The 17232-nt window shown below is 76.5% G+C and carries 13 protein-coding genes; 6 read left to right on the top strand and 7 right to left on the bottom strand.

Annotated elements, in window-relative coordinates:
- The first annotated feature begins 42 nt into the window (after window positions 1-42).
- The 5 genes from mmsA (at window position 43) to ACSU6Z_RS09820 (ending at window position 6949) form a co-directional block, all read left to right on the top strand.
- The gene (mmsA, locus tag ACSU6Z_RS09840) at window positions 43-1545 is read left to right on the top strand and encodes a CoA-acylating methylmalonate-semialdehyde dehydrogenase (protein ID WP_437044579.1); all 1503 of its coding nucleotides are present in this window, start codon (window positions 43-45) and stop codon (window positions 1543-1545) included.
- Window positions 1546-1894: 349 nt separating this feature from the next.
- Window positions 1895-4543, top strand: coding sequence for a CocE/NonD family hydrolase (locus ACSU6Z_RS09835; protein ID WP_437044578.1), 2649 nt, complete (start codon window positions 1895-1897; stop codon window positions 4541-4543).
- Window positions 4540-5439, top strand: a complete 900-nt coding sequence (locus ACSU6Z_RS09830; protein WP_437044577.1) for an ABC transporter permease — start codon at window positions 4540-4542, stop codon at window positions 5437-5439. The genes ACSU6Z_RS09835 and ACSU6Z_RS09830 overlap by 4 nt, the downstream gene beginning before the upstream one ends.
- Window positions 5440-5677: 238 nt before the next feature.
- Complete coding sequence (locus ACSU6Z_RS09825; RefSeq protein WP_437044576.1) at window positions 5678-5833, top strand: hypothetical protein; 156 nt, start codon at window positions 5678-5680, stop codon at window positions 5831-5833.
- Window positions 5834-6031: 198 nt separating this feature from the next.
- Complete coding sequence (locus ACSU6Z_RS09820) at window positions 6032-6949, top strand: chaplin family protein (RefSeq protein ID WP_437044575.1); 918 nt, start codon at window positions 6032-6034, stop codon at window positions 6947-6949.
- A gap of 191 nt (window positions 6950-7140) precedes the next feature.
- Here the strand turns inward: ACSU6Z_RS09820 and ACSU6Z_RS09815 are convergent, their stop codons facing one another.
- Window positions 7141-8406 carry an ATP-grasp domain-containing protein gene (locus ACSU6Z_RS09815; RefSeq protein ID WP_437044574.1) on the bottom strand — a complete coding sequence of 422 codons (1266 nt, stop codon included), beginning with the start codon at window positions 8404-8406 and terminating at the stop codon, window positions 7141-7143.
- A gap of 215 nt (window positions 8407-8621) precedes the next feature.
- Here ACSU6Z_RS09815 and ACSU6Z_RS09810 point away from each other — a divergent pair, with 215 nt between their 5' ends.
- Window positions 8622-10112: a glycoside hydrolase family 26 protein gene (locus ACSU6Z_RS09810; RefSeq protein WP_437044573.1), complete on the top strand. Its 1491-nt coding sequence runs from the start codon at window positions 8622-8624 to the stop codon at window positions 10110-10112.
- A 23-nt stretch (window positions 10113-10135) separates the two neighbouring features.
- Here the strand turns inward: ACSU6Z_RS09810 and ACSU6Z_RS09805 are convergent, their stop codons facing one another.
- The 6 genes from ACSU6Z_RS09805 to ACSU6Z_RS09780 all read right to left on the bottom strand — a co-directional run bounded on the left by ACSU6Z_RS09805 (window position 10136) and on the right by ACSU6Z_RS09780 (window position 17228).
- The gene (locus ACSU6Z_RS09805; protein ID WP_437044572.1) at window positions 10136-11251 is read right to left on the bottom strand and encodes a GNAT family N-acetyltransferase; all 1116 of its coding nucleotides are present in this window, start codon (window positions 11249-11251) and stop codon (window positions 10136-10138) included.
- Window positions 11248-11844 carry a lipopolysaccharide biosynthesis protein gene (locus ACSU6Z_RS09800; protein WP_437050248.1) on the bottom strand — a complete coding sequence of 199 codons (597 nt, stop codon included), beginning with the start codon at window positions 11842-11844 and terminating at the stop codon, window positions 11248-11250. Before ACSU6Z_RS09800 ends, ACSU6Z_RS09805 begins: the two co-directional genes overlap by 4 nt.
- 287 nt (window positions 11845-12131) lie before the next feature.
- Complete coding sequence (locus tag ACSU6Z_RS09795; protein ID WP_437044571.1) at window positions 12132-13286, bottom strand: glycosyltransferase; 1155 nt, start codon at window positions 13284-13286, stop codon at window positions 12132-12134.
- Between the two features lie 12 nt (window positions 13287-13298).
- Entirely contained in the window at window positions 13299-13988 is a 690-nt protein-coding gene (locus ACSU6Z_RS09790; RefSeq protein WP_437050246.1) for a polysaccharide deacetylase family protein, read from the bottom strand.
- A gap of 148 nt (window positions 13989-14136) precedes the next feature.
- A complete protein-coding gene (locus tag ACSU6Z_RS09785) occupies window positions 14137-15828 on the bottom strand; it encodes a lipid II flippase MurJ (RefSeq protein WP_437044570.1) in 1692 nt (563 codons plus the stop codon).
- Complete coding sequence (locus ACSU6Z_RS09780; protein WP_437044569.1) at window positions 15825-17228, bottom strand: O-antigen ligase family protein; 1404 nt, start codon at window positions 17226-17228, stop codon at window positions 15825-15827. Before ACSU6Z_RS09780 ends, ACSU6Z_RS09785 begins: the two co-directional genes overlap by 4 nt.
- Between the last annotated feature and the right edge of the window lie 4 nt (window positions 17229-17232).

The raw sequence follows: 17232 nt of genomic DNA, 5'->3' as shown, positions 1-17232 counted from the left end.
CGTCCCGGCCCGGCGCCGCCCTCTGTGAAGGAGTTCTCGGTCATGACGGACATCGTCAACCACTGGATCGGCGGGAAGACCGTCGAAGGGACCTCGGGCACGTACGGGCCGGTGACCGATCCGGCGACCGGCGAGGTCACCGCGAAGGTCGCCTTCGCCTCCGCCGAGGAGGTGGACGCGGCGGTCGCCGCCGCCAGGGAGGCCTTCGCCGACTGGGGCCGGTCCTCCCTGGCCCGGCGGACGTCGGTCCTGTTCCGGTTCCGCGCGCTGCTGGACGCGCACCGCGACGAGATCGCCGCGCTGATCACCGCCGAGCACGGCAAGGTGCACTCCGACGCGCTGGGCGAGGTGGCGCGCGGCCTGGAGATCGTCGACCTGGCCTGCGGCATCAACGTGCAGCTCAAGGGCGAGCTGTCCACGCAGGTCGCCAACGGGGTGGACGTGGCCGCGATCCGGCAGCCGCTGGGCGTCGTCGCCGGCATCACGCCGTTCAACTTCCCGGCGATGGTGCCGATGTGGATGTTCCCCCTCGCCATCGCCTGCGGCAACACCTTCGTGCTGAAGCCGAGCGAGAAGGACCCCTCGGCCTCCCTGAAGCTCGCCGAGCTGCTGGCCGAGGCCGGGCTGCCGGACGGCGTCTTCAACGTCGTCCACGGCGACAAGGTCGCCGTCGACCGCCTGCTGGAGCACCCGGACGTCAGGGCCGTCTCCTTCGTCGGCTCCACCCCGATCGCCCGGTACATCCACACCACCGCCTCCGCCCACGGCAAGCGCGTGCAGGCCCTGGGCGGCGCCAAGAACCACATGCTGGTCCTGCCGGACGCCGACCTGGACGCGGCGGCGGACGCGGCCGTCTCGGCGGCCTACGGCTCCGCGGGCGAGCGCTGCATGGCGGTCTCCGCGGTCGTCGCGGTCGGCTCCACCGGCGACGAGCTGGTGGAGAAGATCCGCGAGCGCGCCGAGAAGGTCAAGATCGGCCCCGGGAACGACCCGGCCTCCGAGATGGGCCCGCTGATCACCAAGGCGCACCGCGACAAGGTCGCCTCCTACGTGGAGAACGCGGCGGCCGAGGGCTGCGAGGTCGTCCTCGACGGCACCGGCTACACCGTCGACGGCTACGAGAACGGCCACTGGATCGGCGTCTCGCTGCTGGACCGGGTGCCGACCACGGCGAAGGCGTACCGCGACGAGATCTTCGGCCCGGTGCTGTGCGTGCTGCGCGCGGAGACGTACGAGGAGGGCGTGGCGCTCATCAACGCCTCGCCCTTCGGCAACGGCACCGCGATCTTCACCCGGGACGGCGGCGCGGCCCGCCGCTTCCAGCTGGAGGTCGAGGCCGGCATGGTCGGCGTGAACGTCCCGATCCCGGTCCCCGTCGGCTACCACTCCTTCGGCGGCTGGAAGGACTCCCTCTTCGGCGACCTGCACGTCTACGGCAACGACGGCACGCACTTCTACACCCGCGGCAAGGTCGTCACCACCCGCTGGCCCGACCCGGCCGACGCCCCGGCCGGCGTGGACCTGGGCTTCCCGCGCAACCACTGACGTCCGTACGGCGCCCCGCCCCCGCGGCGGTCCCCGGCGGGGGCGGGGCGCCGGTCCCGCCGGTCGCGGCCCCCGCCCGCACCCCACCCGGCGGGAGGCCCCCGCCGCGGGCCGACGGCGTCACGTCCACCGCCACCCTGCGCCGGGGCCCTGCTCCCGCGCCCGCGCCGCGGCCCCGCCGGCCGCCCGGGCCCGACCGTGCCGGGTCCCGGGCGCGGCCCCGCACCCGGCCCTTTGCCCGTGTACCGCGACCGCGGTACACGGACAAAGGGCCGTACTCCCGCAGGAGGGGCGCGGGTTCGGCCCCCGGGCGGCACCCGGTGTCGGCGGCGGCCCGTACCGTGGACGCATGGATCTCCGACTGCCCGGACTGCGGGCGCTGCGCGGGCCCCGGCGGCTGCTCGCCGCCGGGGCCGCCGCGGCCGTGCTCGCCGGCGCCGGTACGTGGACGGCCGTCGCCTCCGGCGACGCGCCCCCGGTGCGCCGCGCCGACCGGGTCATGACCGTGGGCGACGGGGTGCGCGTCGACACCTCGTACTTCACTGCCGGCCCCGCCGGCCGCCGCCCGGCCGTCCTGCTGGCGCACGGCTTCGGCGGCAGCAAGGCCGACGTGCGCGAGCAGGCCGAGCGCCTGGCCGAGGACGGGTACGCGGTGCTGACCTGGTCGGCGCGCGGCTTCGGCGGTTCGACGGGGAAGATCGGGCTGAACGACCCGGACGGCGAGGTCGCCGACGTCTCCCGGCTGATCGACTGGCTGGCCCGGCAGCCCCAGGTGCGGCTCGACGGCGAGGGCGACCCGCGCGTGGGCGTGGCCGGCGCCTCCTACGGCGGCGCGGTCGCGCTGCTGGCCGCCGGGCACGACGACCGGGTGGACGCCATCGCCCCGGCGATCACGTACTGGAACCTCGCCGACGCCCTCTTCCCGAACGGCGTGTTCAAGAAGCTGTGGGCCGGACTCTTCGTCGACTCGGGCGGCGGCTGCGACAGGTTCGAGCCCGTGCTGTGCCGGATGTACGAGCGGGTCGCCGTGTCCGGCACCCCGGACGCGAAGGCGCGCGAACTGCTCCAGGAGCGCTCCCCGTCCGCCGTCGCCGACCGCATCGACGTGCCCACGCTGCTGGTGCAGGGCCAGTCCGACTCCCTCTTCCCGCTCGGCCAGGCCGACGCGGCGGCACGGGCGATCCGGGCGGGCGGCGCCCCCGTCGCCGTCGACTGGATCGCGGGCGGGCACGACGGCGGCGACATGGAGACCGGCCGCGTCCAGGCGCGCGTACGGGCCTGGTTCGACCGCCACCTGAAAGGCGACCAGGGTGCCGGCACGGGCCCGGCCTTCCGCGTCACCCGCACCGGGGGCGTCGACTCCACCGACGGGCAGGCCCGGTCGCGGGGCGCGAGCGCGGACCGGTACCCGGGTCTGCGGAGCGGCCTGACGGACATCCCCCTCACCGGAGGCGAGCAGCGCTTCACCAACCCCCCGGGCGGCAGCCCGCCCGCCGTCTCCGCCCTGCCCGGCCTCGGCGCCGCCGCCGGCCTGGGCGGGCTGTCCTCGCTCGGCGCCGGGATCTCGCTCGACTTCCCCGGCCGGCACGCCCGGTTCGACTCCGCCCCCGTCACCGGCGACCTGCGCGTCACCGGGTCACCCACCGTCACCGTCCACGTGCGCTCCACCGCCGAGGACGCCGTGCTCTTCGCGAAGGTCTACGACGTCGGCCCCGGCGACGCCCGCCCGGTCCTGCCCTCCCAACTGGTCACGCCCGTACGCGTCGAGGGCGCGCGGACCGGCAGGGACGTCACGATCACCCTGCCGGCGATCGACCACGAGGTGGAGGAGGGCCACCGGCTCCGCCTGGTCCTCGCCTCCACCGACCTCGGCTACGCCTCCCCGGCGGCCCCGGCCACCCACACCGTCTCCCTCGAGAGCGGCCTGAGCGTCCCGACGGCCCCCGGCGTGACCACCGCCGCCGCCCCGCTGCCCGCGTGGGTGTGGTGGCTGCCGCTCGCCGGCGTGCTGATCGCGGCGGCCCTGCTGCTGACGGCACGCCGCCGCACCACCGCCCCCGCCCCGGACCCGGCGCTCGCCGACGTCCCCCTCCAGATCACCGCGCTGAGCAAGCGGTACGCGGGCTCGACGGACCGGTACGCCGTGCGGGACGTGTCCTTCCGCGTGGAGAGGGGCCAGGTGCTCGGCCTGCTGGGCCCCAACGGCGCGGGCAAGACGACCACCCTGCGCATGCTCATGGGCCTGATCCGGCCGGACGCCGGCGAGATCCGCGTCTTCGGCCACGCCGTCCGGCCCGGAGCGCCCGTGCTGTCGCGGGTCGGCGCCTTCGTGGAGGGCGCGGGCTTCCTGCCGCACCTGTCCGGCCGGGAGAACCTGGAACTGTACTGGCGGGCGACCGGACGCCCGCCCGGGGACGCGCACCTGGACGAGGCCCTTCGGATCGCGGGCCTGGGCGACGCGCTCGCCCGCGCGGTGCGCACCTACTCGCAGGGGATGCGCCAGCGCCTCGCCCTCGCCCAGGCCATGCTCGGCCTGCCGGAGCTGCTGATCCTCGACGAGCCGACCAACGGCCTCGACCCGCCCCAGATCCGCGAGATGCGCGAGGTGATGATCCGGTACGCCGCCGCCGGCCGCACCGTGATCGTCTCCAGCCACCTGCTCGCCGAGGTGGAGCAGTCCTGCACCCACCTGGTCGTCATGGACCGGGGCCGGCTCGTGCAGGCGGGCCCGGTCGGCGAGATCGTCGGCTCCGGCGACACGCTCCTGGTCGGCACCGGCGCACCCGTCGCGGAGCCCGTCGCCGAGAAGATCGCCGCCCTGCCGGGCGTGGCCTCCGTCGTCCGCACCGACGACGGGCTGCTGATCCGGCTCGGCACCGACTCCACCGCCTCCCGCCTGGTCGCCGAACTGGTCCGGCTGGAGGTGCCGGTGGAGTCGGTGGGCCCGCACCGCCGCCTGGAGGACGCCTTCCTCACCCTGATCGGAGGCTCCGCATGAGCCCGCTGGCCCAACGAGCCGGACACGCCGGCGAGACCGGTGGCACGGCCCCCGCCGGATCCGCTCCCGGCTACCGGGCGGCCCGCACCCTGCCCCTGCGCGTGGAGCTGACCCGCCAGCTGGGGCGCCGCCGCACCCTGGTCATGGGCGCGATCCTCGCCGCCCTCCCGTTCGTGCTGCTCGTCGCCTTCGCGATCGGCGGCGAGCCGGAGGGGCCCGACGACCGGGTGACGCTGATGGACACGGCGACCGCGTCCGGCGCCAACTTCGCCGCCGTCGGCCTCTTCGTCTCCGCGGGCTTCCTCCTCGTCGTCCCCGTCGCCCTGTTCTGCGGCGACACCGTCGCCTCGGAGGCGAGCTGGTCCTCCCTGCGCTATCTGCTGGCCGCGCCGGTGCCGCGCGCCCGGCTGCTGGCGTCCAAGCTCGCCGTCGGACTCGGCCTCGGTCTGGCCGCGATGGCGCTGCTGCCGCTGGTCGCCCTCGCCGTCGGCACGGCTGCCTACGGCTGGGGCCCGCTGGCCCTGCCCACCGGCGGCTCGCTCGACCCGGGCACGGCGGTGCAGCGGCTGGTGGTGGCCGTGGTGTACCTGTTCGTGTCCCAGCTGGTCACCGCCGGGCTCGCGTTCTGGCTGTCGACGAGGACCGACGCACCGCTCGGCGCGGTGGGCGGCGCGGTCGGCCTGACCATCGTCGGCAACGTGCTGGACGCCGTCACCGCCCTCGGCCACTGGCGCGACTTCCTGCCCGCGCACTGGCAGTTCGCCTGGGTGGACGCCCTGCAGCCGCGCCCGGAGTGGTCCGGCATGATCCAGGGCGCGGCGGTCTCCGTCACGTACGCGCTGGTGCTGTTCGCCCTGGCCTTCCGGGGCTTCGCCCGCAAGGACGTGGTGTCGTAGCCCGGCGGAAGGCCGCCCGCCGGTCCCGGTGGCCCGCCTCCGCGTACCGGTCCCGGCCCCGGACTCCCCGGTGGAGCGGGACGTCCGGTAGGGCATCGCGTGGGGCATTCGGGTGAATTAGGCCATGTCGCACCTTCGGTCAAGTTTCCTTCACCGTCGACACCTCGTTGGCAGGCTGTAGGTCATGGTGCGAGCCGTCGAAGCCGTGCTCGCTCGGCTCCGGCCGTCCCCACAGGGCATGACCGCGGAGAAGGGGAAGTTGATGAAGAGGAGCGCTGCTGTCGTCACGGGCGCGGCCACGGTCTCGGGCGAAGCCGCCCCGGCCGTCGCCGGCGCGGAGGCCGAGGGTGCCGTCACCGGTTCCCGGGGCGTCCTGGCCGGCGATGCCGCCTAGGCGCCGGCGCACGTTTCGATCGACGTGCGCGGCAGCACCGTGAGCGGCGCCGGCGCCCCGGATCCGGCGTACGGCGGCAAGCGCGGGAACGGCTGACACCGTTTCGCGCGAGCCGCCCGCCCGTGTCACGGCCGGCCCTGGCTCCCGTGTGTGCCCGGAGCCGGCTTTCCCATACCCACCAGCAGGAAGACAACGAGAGTGCGACAGACCCTGAGCAGGGGAGTGTTCGCCGTCGCCGCGACGAGCATTCTGTCCCTGTGCGGCAGCCCCGCCTTCGCCGACGCGCAGACGGACGGGGCGGCCCTGAACGTGCCGGAATCCCTGGCCGGCAGCAACGCGCGGACACCGGACGAGACGTCGGAGAACGCCTGTGGCGCCACGGCCGACGCGACCGCCGCGATGAGCCGGGTGTTCGGCCACGCCTGCGCGAACGACCGGGGGGAAACGCCCGGTACCGGTTACGGCCACGAACCGAAGGACGGTGACGGGCCGAAGGCCTCCGCGACCTGGGCCGAGGACGGCGACGGGCCGGAGGCCTCCGCGCGGGCCTGGATCGAGGACGGCGACGGGCCGAAAGCCTCCGCGACCTGGGCCGAGGACGGCGACGGGCCGGAGGCCTCCGCGCGGGCCTGGGTCGAGGACGGCGACGGACCGAAGGCCTCCGCGACCTGGGCCGAGGACGGCGACGGACCGGTGCCGACCTGGTCGACGCCGCACCCCTGCGACGGCGCGGTCGGCGCGGTCGCCGGGACGACGGCCGCGGTCGCCGGCGTCTGCGCCGACGACGAGGGCGGCTACGGCGACCACGGCGGCTACGGCAACGACGGCGGTTACGGCGACGACGGCGGTTACGGCGACGACGGCGGTTACGGCGACGACGAGGTGCCCCCGACGCACACGCCGCGGCCGGGTGACGAGGAGGAGCCCAAGCCGTCCGAGGACGACGGACAGGTGCCGCCGGCGGACGAGGAGATGCCGCCCGCGGGCGACGACTCCCCCTCTCTGCCGCGGACCGGCAGCGGGCCGGTCGCCGGCACCGCCGCCGCGAGCGCCGCGCTGATCACCGGCGGAATCGCGCTGTACCGCAGGGGACGGCGCGTCACGTCCCACGGATAGGGCCCCGGCTCCCCACGAGCGTGGCCCCGCCGCCCCCGGCACCAGGTGTGCCGGGGGCGCCGCGTTGTCCGGCACCGGTGGTGCCGGACCGGCGGCGGACACCGGTCAGCGGTGTCCCGTCAGGTCGATCGGGGCCACCGGGCCGACCGAGCCCACCGGGGCGGCCTGTCCGGGCACCGCGGGAGCCGGCATCACCGGGCGCACCACGTCCGCCTCGCCCGGCCGGGCGGCGCCCCCGTCTCCTGTCCGCGCTCCCGTCCCCGCTCCCGGCCGTGCTCGCGCCCGCGCCGGGGCCGCCGCAGCAGCCGGCCCGCGACATGGCGGCCCCACAACGCCCACAGCGCCCGGCCGGGCGCCCGGTCGTCGCGGGCGTGCCAGGCCAGTTCCCGCCCCGCGGGCGCCGGGCGCAGGGCGGTCAGCGGCGCGTAGTTCTCCACCACGAACACCCGCCCCGGCACCGGTTCCCCGCCGGGCAGCGGCCGGTGGGTCAGGTCCAGGTGCAGGGCCCGTACGACGTCCAGGCCGGCGCGGTCGGTGAAGAGCCGGAACTGGGCGCCCGGGCGGGGATTGAAGTCGAGCAGGTGGTGGCGCCCCGTCGTGCCGCAGCGGCGGAAGTCCAGGTCGAAGATGCCCCGGTAGCCCAGCGCGCCGGTGATCCGCTCGGTGAGCGCCCGCACCTGCGGGTCGGGTGTCCAGCAGCCGGCCGCCGTCAGGCCGGCACCGCGCGGCCGGGCCCGCGTCTTGCGGCCGGTCCCGCCCGCGCGCAGGGCGCCGGCGCGGTCGACGTACCCGTGGGCGAACCAGTCGCGGTCCGCGCCGGGTGGCAGGAACGCCTGGAGCAGCAGCCGGCAGCCCGCCTCCCCGGACCGCCCGTACAGCTCCCGCGCCTCCTGCGCCGAGCGCACCAGCACCGTGCTGCGCAGCCCGCTGCCCGCGGGCAGCAGCCAGGGCCGGCTCCACTTCGCCACCACCGGCAGCCCGAGCCGGCAGGCGGCCGCAGCGGCCTCCGCCGGGCTGTCCGGCACCACCGTCACCGGGTGCGGAACGTCCAGGGAGGCGCACACCCCGGCCAGTTCCGCCTTGTCGGCGACACGTTCGGGCAGCGCGCCCGGCAGGGCGGGCAGCAGGTAGTCGGGCGCCAGCTCCGCGCGCATCCGCGCCACGGCGACGGCGCTCGCGTCGTCCATCGGGACCAGGACGGCCGGAGACGCGATCCGGGCGGCGACGCGGCGCAGCGCGTCCGCGATCTCGGCCGGGGACGCCCCGGGCGGCGGCGGGGCGTACACCTGCCGTACGAAGCGGGAGGCGCCGACGGGGCTCTGCGCGCAGTCGGCGACCACGTGCACCGCCAGCCCCGCCCGGCCGAGCGAGCGCACGGCACCCAGCGTTCCATGGTGAAAGGGGTTCCGGTCGACCCGCAGCAGTACGGCGGGGACGCGGGTGTCGAACAGCGACACGGGATTTCTTCCTTCGGATCGGACGGGTGCGGATCACCGGTGCGGGCGACCGTGACACCCGAAAGCCGTAGCGGCGGTGGCGTGATGTTCTTTCATATGACTGACTGTCAATCAGGAAAAATTCGAAGGGTTTCCGGTGGGCGGTGGAAGAGGCGGCCGGAATGTACCGGAAATCCCCCGCGAATTCGGCAGTACGAAACGGGAAGAGAGCCGGCATGTCCCCACAGCAGCCATGGGTCCGGTCCGGTCGACTGGCGTTCGTCGCGGCGGCGGTCGCCGCGTCGGCCGCCCTGGCCGCGGGCCCGGGGTTCGCGGCGGGCCCGGGTCCGGTCCGAACCGCCACGGCCCTCGCCCCCGCCCCGCCCGCGCCCCCGCCCGGCCCGGTCACCGGTGCCCCCGCGGTGGTCCCGGTCCCCGCGGCGCCCACCGTCCCGGCGACACGGCCCGCCCCGGCGGTACCACTCGCCCCGGCGGCATCGCCCGTCCCGGGGACTCCCCAAGCCCCACCGGCCACAGGCGGACCGAAAGACCCGAAGGAGCCCGCAGGCCCCAAGGACCCCAAGGATCCGAAGGACCCGAAGGACCCGAAAGATCCGAAGGACCCCAAGGACCCCAAGGACCCGAAGAACGATCTCCCCGCCTTCGGCGCCTACCTCCACTACGGCACGGCCGGCGTGAACCGGATGGACCAGCTCAGCCGGTGGCTGGGCGGCGCCGAGCTGCGTGTCGGCCACACCTACCTCCCGGGCGACCGCTGGAGCAACATCGCGGGCGCCCCCGGCTTCCTCGACGTGTGGGCCGACTGGCGGAACCGCGACGCCGACCGGATGTTCGTCCTCAACGTCCCCATGCTGGAACGGAACGAGGAGGGGGTCCTGGACCGCGAGGTGCGCCGACTGCTGCGCGAGGGCGCGGCCGGGCGGTTCGACCACCACTTCCGCGCCCTCGCCGAGAGGCTGGTCCGGCTGGGCGTGCCGGACACGGTGATCGTGCTCGGCTGGGAGATGAACGGCACCACGTACACCCATCGCTGCGGACCGGACCCCCGGGCCTGGAAGACGTACTGGAACAGGATCGTCACCACCATGCGCGCGGTGCCGGGCCAGAAATTCCGGTTCGACTTCACACCCAACCGCGGCCGGGACGCCATTCCGTGGACGGAGTGCTATCCAGGGGACGCCGTGGTCGACATCATCGGCATGGACACGTACGACCAGCCGCGCGGCATGCCGTTCGACGAGCAGGTGAGGGAGCCCTACGGACTCCGGGCGCACGTCGAATTCGCGAAAGCCCACGGAAAGCCCATCTCCTATCCCGAATGGGGCCTCTTCCGCAATGGCGACAACGCCGCGTACATGAAGGGCATGCTCGCGTGGATGGACGAGCACAAGCCCCTGTACAACACGCTGACGGACTACTGCCCCCACGGTGTGTGGCAGTGCGACGGCAACCCCCGGTCGTCCGCGGTCTACCGGGCCGTCCTCTCCGGCCGCACCGGCCGGCCCGCCACGCCGCCGGCCCAGGTGCCCGCCCCGGCCCCGACTCCGGTCCCGGCCCCGGTTCCGCTCCCGGCGGCGTCCCGGTCCGCGCCGCAGCCGGCCCGGCCGCCGGCCGACTGCTCGCCGCTGGCCATGGGCGACTGGGTGGAGTACTGGCTCGGCGGGAAGCTCTGCCTCCGCCTCGACTGGTGGACGCGCATCCGGTGAGACCCGGACGGCGGCGGGTTCCGTCACGGCCCGCCGCCCCCGCGCTCCCGCCACCGCCGCAGCAGCTCCTTGCCCCGCCGCCGCGCGGCGTCACCGCCGAGCGCCACCGACAGCAGCGGGGCCGTGCGCCACCGGGCCAGCAGCAGCCGCCGGTTCACCACCGGCTCCGGACGCCAGTGGTGCTTGTACGGCTCGTCGCCGCGCAGCAGGCTCAGCGTGCCGCCGCTCCGGTCCCCGTGCCCGAGGTGCCCGGCGCAGGCGTCCAGCAGCATCACCGCCACGTCCGCCTTGCGCTCCCGCAGGCAGGGGTGGGCGCCGTACAGATAGCCGCCCGCGAGCGCCGGCGACAGCAGCGTCACGTCCACGGCCACCACCTCGTCCGCCATCCGGAACTCGGTGACCACCGCGTCCCCCGAGCGCACCATCGGCCCGACGGCCCGCACCAGATGCTCGCGGAACCGCGGCCTGAGGTGCTCGCCCGTCACCTTCCGCCCCTGCCACTGCAGCCGGTGCAGCTCCAGCAGGCGCCCCAGCGCCGCGTCCACCTCCTGGGGGAGGACGGCGCGGCTCTTGACGCCCAGGGCGTCCAGCTTGCGCAGCTTGGCCCGTACCCGTTGCTGCGCCTTCGCCGACGGCAGCCGGGCGACGAGCTCGGCCATCGGTACGGCGGGCAGCTCCAGGCACAGCGAGTCGTCCACCCGGATCCGGGGCCCGCGCCAGCGGTCGTAGACGCGTTCGGCCGCGCCGCCGGGCCGGACCTCGCGCAGGTCGACCAGGGCGGTGCGGGCGGCGGCGGACAGGCCCTCGGTCAGCGCGGCCACCGCCGCCTCCCCGCGCTCGTCGTCCACCAGCACGTCCCCGTAGTCGGAGAGGGGCCCGCCCAGCGGCACCAGCGCGGGCAGCGGACGCGTCACACGCATCAGCGGCGCCGCGGCGGCCAGCTCGCGGCCCTCGCGGACCAGCAGCAACCGCAGCCGGCCGCGGCGGCCGTACGACAGCCACCACGAGTGCAGCCAGGCGTGGCTCTGGAACGGCGTCGCCGTCGCGCACCGCCGGTGCAGCCGGGCCCAGTCGGCGGACAGCGCGGCGAAGACACGCTCGTCGGTGACCACTTCGGTGGTGTACGCCGGGTACGTCACAGCTGCCCGCGGACGTCGGCGGCGGAAGCGGGCGCGGGCACGGCGGCCGGGCGCCCGTGCGCCCCGGCCGGCCGGCGCGGCCGGGCCAGCAGCGCGAGTCCGGCGAGCAGACCGCCCGCGCTCGCGCCGACCAGGCCGGTCACCGGGGCGGGGGCCGAGGACGGCTCGGCGGGCTCGGTGGCGCGGGCGAACTGCCGGAGCCTCACCCGGGTGGAGCCGGAGACGTCGCCCGCGTGCCGGATCAGCGTCCGGGAGACGGCGTTGGCCATGTCGGCGGCGAGGTCGGGCCGGGCGGAGGTGGCGGTGATCGCGACCATCGGCGCGTCCGGCGACGTCGCCGTGCGCACGCTCTTTCGCAGCGTCGTCACCGGTACGCCCGCCCACACCTGCGCGTCGCCGAGCACCGCGAGCTGGGTGGCGACCCGGCCGTAAGCCTGTGCGAAGCCAAGCGCGGACGCCGGGTCGGAGTCCTCCGCCGGTACGGCGACGACGTAACTGGTCGCCGTGTACGCAGGTGTCCTGGCCAGGCCGTAGCCGCCGCCGAGCAGGCCGCCGAGGAGGGCGCCGGCCGCCAGCAGCGACCAGGGCGGCAGGGCGCGGGCGCGGGCACGGGTGAGGGACCGGGCGGGAGCGGTGGCGCGCGGGGGGCCGGCGGACGCGGGGGCGGGGGCCGGATGCCCGGTGCCGGGCTCGGCGCCCTCGCCGGCCCGGGTACCGTCCCCGGTCCTGGCCTTGGTCCTGTTCCCGGTCCTGTCCCCGGTCTTGTCCTTGGTCTTGTCTCCGGTCCTGTTCCCGGTCTTGTCCCTGGTCCTGCTCTCGGTCCTCTTCCCGTTCCTGTTCTCGGTCCTGTTCTCGGTCCTGCTCTCGGTCACGTTCTCGGTCATGCGGAGCTGACTCCCTGGGGTGCCGGGGACAACGAGGGCTGCGCGAGGGCGGTGGCGTACACGTCCATCAGCCGGGAGGCGCTGCGGGTGATGCAGTAGCGGCGGGCGGCCTCGGGCGCGGTGCGCGGGCCGGGGCCGGCCGCGTGGACCTCGGCCAGGGCGCGGGCGAACTCCCCGTCGCCGCCGCGGACGCGCCGGGCGGCCGGGGCGGTGTGCGGGGGCAGGTCCTCCAGCGCCGGGCAGGAGGCGTAGAGCACCGGCAGCCCGGACGCCAGGCCCTCCACGGCCGCCAGCCCGAACGCCTCCTCGCGCGACGGCGAGGCGAGCACGTCCATCGCGCAGGCCAGCGACGGCAGGTCGGGGCCCGGGCAGTCGCCGGGGAGGTAGGGCCGTTCCCCGGTGAACAGCACACGGTCGGCGACACCGGCCTCGCGGGCGGTGCGCCGCAGGACGTGCTCCTGCGGGCCACCGCCGACCAGCATCAGCCAGCAGTCGCCGGGCAGGCGGGACAGGGCCCGCACGAGGACGTCGAACCGTTTGCCGGGGGCGAGCCGGCCGATGCCGCCGACGACGAACGCGTCGTCCGGCAGCCCGAGGCGGCGCCGGGTGTGGTGCCGCCGCCGCGGGTCGAAGCGGAAGCGGGCCAGGTCGATGCCGTTGGGGACCACCTCGATGCGGGACGCGGGCACGCCCCAGCGCCGCAGCCGGCCGGCGACGGCGGGGGAGACGGCGACCGTGGCGCTGCCCAGGCGCTCCCCGGCCAGGTACAGGGCGCGCACCCCCGGTGTCAGCGGACGGCCCTCCATCTGGGTCTCGCCCAGGGAGTGCTCGGTGGCGACGACCGCGCGCACGCCCGCCAGGCGCGCGGCGAGGCGGCCGTAGAGGCAGGCGCGGTAGAGGTGGGTGTGGACGAGGCCGTAGCCGCCGGCGCGGATGAGGCGGGCCAGGCGGGGCAGCGCGGTCAGGTCGCGGTTGCCGCCCATCCCGAGGTGGACCACGCGCACCCCGTCGGCGGACAGCCCGTCGGCGACCGGGCCCGGGTTGGTGAGCGTCACGACGTCGCAGTCGACGGGCAGATGTCGCAGCAGCAGCCGCAGCTGCTGCTCGGCGCCGCCGACGCCGAGGCCGGTGATGACGTGCAGGGCCTTCACGCGGACACCCCCTCAGATCCCCGCCGCCGGGCGCCGGCGCAGCCGGTGCAACCGGGTCTTCAGCAGCAGCCGCACGGCCGTGTCCCGCTGCCCGACGTGCACCCTCGGCAGGGCGTACGGGCCGGTCAGCGGGCCGGGGTCGATGGCGCAGGCATACGCGTAGCCCGCGTCCCGTACGGCGTCGGCGGCGCGCCGGTCGACCGTGCCGTACGGGTAGCAGAACCCGGCGACCGGGGCGCCGGTCAGTTCCGCGAGCCGCGCCCGGCTGCCGGCGACCTCGGCGTGCAGCGTGGCGTCGTCCGCCTCCGTCAGGTCCACGTGGGTCAGCCCGTGGGAGCCGATCTCCACGCCCTCGGCGGCGGCGTGCCGGATGCCGCCGGCGGTCAGCAGCGGCTTGCGCGGGCCCAGCGGGTCCCAGGCGTTGTCGCCGCCGAGCCGGCCCGGAAGCACGAACAGGGTGGCCCCGCACCCCCAGCGCCGCAGGACCGGCAGCGCGTGCTCGGTGAAGTCGGCGTACCCGTCGTCGAAGGTCAGCCCGACCAGGTCCCGGCCCTCGCCCCGGGCGCGGGCGGCGAGCAGCTCGCCCACGGACACCCCGCGCAGCCCGCGCCGCCGCAGCCAGCCGAGCTGCGCGTCCAGCCGGGCGGGCGTGACCGTGATGCGGTACGGGTCGTCGGTGCGGTCGCCGACGGAGTGGTACATCGCCACCCACGGCACGGGGGCGGGGCGGCGGCCTCCCCGGACGCCGGACCGGGGGCGGGGGAGCGCGTCGACGCGGCCGGCGGGGTCCGCCGGACCGGTGGAACCGGCGGCACCCGGCGACCCCGGGGGAGCGGGGAAACCGGCGGAATCAGCGGAACCTGTGGAAGCAGCCATGCGGGAGCCTTCGGGAGAGGACGGAAGGGAGGGAACGGAGGGAGGAGAGCGCGGAGGTGACGCCCTGGACGCCCAGGGCCCGGCCGAGCAGCACGAAGACGACCGTGACGGTCAGGGCGCCGGCGGCCAGGCCGAGGGCGGGGGAGCCGCACCGGCCCGCGGCCAGCGCGCCCGCCGCGGTGGCACCCGCCGAGGCCGCCACCGGCCCGGCGAGCCGGCCCAGCACGCGCCGGACACGGACGGGTACGCTCCGCTCGCCCATCCCGGCGAGCAGCAGCGCCGCGGTGACGGTGATGCCGGCCGCGTTGGCCGCCGCGATGCCCGTCACGCCCCAGGAGCCCGCGGCGCACACGCCGATCCCGGCGGTGGCCGCGATGCCGACGGCCATCGCGCCGAGCGGGTACCAGCTGGCGCGGCCGGCCGAGAAGTAGGAGCGGGCCAGCGCGCCCACCACGGTCTGGCCGAGCAGCCCGAGGGCGTACACGCGCATCACGCCCGCGGTCGCCGCCGTGTCGTACGCGGTGAACGCGCCCCGCTGGAAGAGCAGGTGGACGATCTGCGGCGCGCAGGCGACGACCGTGGCCGCGCCCAGCAGCACCACGCACGCGGCCACGGCCACGTCCCGCTCCACCCGGGCGCGGGCCCGTGCGGTGTCGCCGTCGGCCAGGGCCCGCGCCACCACCGGGAAGGTGACCGTGCACAGCATCAGCGACAGCGTCATCGGGATCTGGGCGACCTTCTGCGCGTAGTTGAGGTGCGAGATGGCGCCGGCGGGCAGCGCGGAGGCGAGGAACCGCTCGATGAGCACCTGGGACTGCCGGCACAGCGCGAACAGCAGCACGGTGGCGAACAGGGCGGCGGCCGGCGCCGGCGTCCCGCCGCCCGCCGCCTCCGCCCGCTCCGCGTCGGCGTCCCGCCGCCGCAGCTGCCGCAGCAGCGACGGCAGCTGGGCCGCCACCATCAGGCAGCCGCCCGCCGCGACCCCGACCGCCGCCGACCGCACGCCCAGACGCCCGCCGAGGACGAACATCGCGGTGATGATGCCGGTGTTGTAGGCGACGTAGATGGCCGCCGGCGCCAGGAACCGCCGGTGCGCGCGCAGGGCGGCGGAGCAGTACCCGGCCAGCCCGAAGCTGAGCACGCAGGTCGCGGTGAGCCGGGTGCACTCCACCGCGAGGGCGTGGTCGGGCAGGCCCGGGGCGAGGGCCCGCACCAGCTGGGGCGCGAGGAGGGCGGCCAGCGCGGCGACCGCGGCGAAGGCGAGCGCCAGCCGGGGCAGGGTGGTGGCGACCAGGGCGCGGACCGGGTCGCCCGGGGCGCCCTGCGCGCGGCGGGCCAGGGCCAGGCTGAACATCGGGATCAGCGCGAACGCCAGCCCGTCCTCGATCAGCAGCGTGGCCGCGAACTCGGGCACCGTCCACGCCACCAGGAACGCGTCCGTCTCGCTCCCCGCCCCGAACAGCCGGGCCAGCGCCTGGTCCCGGGCCAGGCCCAGCACGGACGCGGCGACGGACAGCGCGGCGGTGAGCAGGGTCGCACGGGCGAGGAAACCCCGCGAGTTCCCGGCCGGTTCGGCCCCGGCCGCGTCCGGCGGCGCGGCGGCCCGGACGGCCGGTACGTCCGGCACGGCCGCCGCACCGCCGGCCCGGGGAGGCGTCACGGTCATCGCGCCGGCGCCTCCGTCGGGCCGACGGCCGCCCGGACCTCGTCGGCTCCGGCCGCGGCCGCACCGCCCCCCGCCGCGGCCCCCTCGCCGTCATCCCCGAAGGCCCACCGGGCCGCCAGCCCGAGGCTCACGGCGGTCAGCACGGTCGAGGGCCCGCCGATGTCGGCGTACGCGAAGTTGGTCAGCTGCCACACCAGCAGCCCGCACGCGACCAGCCCGCAGTCGAGCGCGGCGGGCCCGCGCCGCCGGAGCCCGCGGGCCCGCCACACCCCGCGCACCCCGCACACCAGCAGGGCGAGCCAGCTCCCGGCGAGCGCGAGCAGCCCGAGCAGGCCCTGTTCGGCGAGGACGAGCAGGTACATGTTGTGCGGTGACAGCAGCGGCTGCCGGCGGAAGCCCGCGCCCGCGCCGTCCGTGTCGCTGCCCGAGGACAGTGCCAGCGAGGCGTGCGCGTCCCGGTGCTCGGGGAAACCCTTCAGCCCCACGCCGCCCAGCGGCCGATCGCGCCACATGTCCCCGGCCGCCGCCCACAGGGCGTACCGGTCGGTCACCGACTGGTCGGGGGCGTCGGCGACCCGGGTGATGCTGTCGAGGCGCTCCTGGAGCATCGCCGTGCCGAGCCCGAACCCGCCCACCAGGACCACGCCCGCCGCGGCCGCGCCCGCCCCCACCGCCAGCGCCCGGCGCGCCCCGGACAGCAGCAGCTGCGCCGCGCACGCCACCGCCGTGGCGATCCACGCCCCCCGGCTGAAGGAGACGGCGAGCGGCAGCACCAGCGCCACCGCGCACCCGGCGGCCGCCACCCGCTGCCGCACCGGCGTGCGGCCCAGCGCCAGCCCGAGCGCCGCCACCAGCCCAAGGGAGACGACCGTCGCCATCCCCATCACGTCCTGCGGCCCGAAGGTGCCCACCGCCCGGATCTGCTCCCCCCGGTAGGAGGCGCCGGTCCCGGTGGCGTACTGGTGCACGCCGACCGCTCCCTGCCACAGCGCCAGCCCCACCAGCGACCAGGCGAGCAGCCGTACGTCGCGCCGCTCGCGCACCAGCAGCACGACGGCCGCCGGGAGGAGCACGAAGACCTGGAGGTAGCGGCCGAACCCGGTGAGCCCGGCGCCGGGGGAGGGCGCGTGCAGGGCGGCGAGGGCGAACCCGGCCACGGGCAGGGCGAGCACCACGGCCGCCGTACGGGTCAGGGGACGCCGCCGGCCCCGCACCACCCGGACCGCGCCGTACAGCACCGCCAGCGCGGAGGCCGCGTCGGCGGGGTGCACCCCGTCCGTCCCGCCCGGCGCGAGCGGCAGCGCGAGCAGGGCGATCACGGCGGCCACGGCCAGCGCGGGCGGCAGCGCCCGCGCACCGGGAGGGCCGGGGCGCCGGGGCAGGGGCAGGACGTGGCTCACCGCG

The organism is Streptomyces sp. enrichment culture, from assembly GCF_964273145.1.
Classification (GTDB): Bacteria; Actinomycetota; Actinomycetes; order Streptomycetales; family Streptomycetaceae; genus Streptomyces.
The sequence above is the reverse complement of the archived record's forward strand: the minus strand, read 5'-3'. Positions and strand labels throughout refer to the sequence as shown.

Excerpts from the sequence above, each read along its gene's own strand:
- mmsA (WP_437044579.1), top strand. The coding sequence starts at position 43 with ATGACGGACATCGTCAACCACTGGATCGGCGGGAAGACCGTCGAAGGG.
- ACSU6Z_RS09835 (WP_437044578.1), top strand. The coding sequence starts at position 1,895 with ATGGATCTCCGACTGCCCGGACTGCGGGCGCTGCGCGGGCCCCGGCGG.
- ACSU6Z_RS09830 (WP_437044577.1), top strand. The coding sequence starts at position 4,540 with ATGAGCCCGCTGGCCCAACGAGCCGGACACGCCGGCGAGACCGGTGGC.
- ACSU6Z_RS09825 (WP_437044576.1), top strand. The coding sequence starts at position 5,678 with ATGACCGCGGAGAAGGGGAAGTTGATGAAGAGGAGCGCTGCTGTCGTC.
- ACSU6Z_RS09810 (WP_437044573.1), top strand. The coding sequence starts at position 8,622 with ATGTCCCCACAGCAGCCATGGGTCCGGTCCGGTCGACTGGCGTTCGTC.
- ACSU6Z_RS09790 (WP_437050246.1), bottom strand. The coding sequence starts at position 13,988 with ATGTACCACTCCGTCGGCGACCGCACCGACGACCCGTACCGCATCACG.
- ACSU6Z_RS09785 (WP_437044570.1), bottom strand. The coding sequence starts at position 15,828 with ATGACCGTGACGCCTCCCCGGGCCGGCGGTGCGGCGGCCGTGCCGGAC.